The organism is Corallococcus aberystwythensis (genome assembly GCF_003612165.1).
GTDB classification, from domain to species: domain Bacteria; phylum Myxococcota; class Myxococcia; order Myxococcales; family Myxococcaceae; genus Corallococcus; species Corallococcus aberystwythensis.
On the sequence record NZ_RAWK01000588.1, the window covers coordinates 1 to 424 of the forward strand.

Below are 424 nucleotides of genomic sequence, written 5' to 3' on the forward strand. Positions count from 1 at the left end.
CTCGGGAGGGCAGTACCCGTGCGCGAGCTGCGCGAACCACGGGTTGAGCGTGGAGGCGGGCGGCGCGGGAGGAGGCCCTTCGTCCACCGCCTCCTCCGCGTCGGCGGCCTCCATGTCGAGCGAGTCCGCGTCGTGGACCTCGTCGGCGGCGATCTCCTCCGGCTCGTCGAGCGCCAGGCTGGCGTTGGACGGTGTGTGCCCGGCGTCATCGTCCAGCGACAGGGCCTCGTCGGCGGCGATCTCCTCCGGCTCGTCGTCCGGGGACGTGGCCGTGGAGGGCTTCAGCACGGGCGGCGTCGGGCTCAGCCGGGGCGGCCCCTGACGCGGAACGGGCGGCGGGGCGGCGGCGCGGGGCGGCAGCTGCGGAGGGCGGTCCGCGTCGGAGACGGAACCTCCCCGGATGGGCGGCTTTTCGGCCTCCGGG

The 424-nt window shown here is 76.4% G+C and carries 1 pseudogene; it reads right to left on the reverse strand.

The window, feature by feature from the left end:
- A pseudogene (locus D7W81_RS41595) lies at nucleotides 1-424 on the reverse strand (glycosyl transferase family 1); the annotation flags it as partial.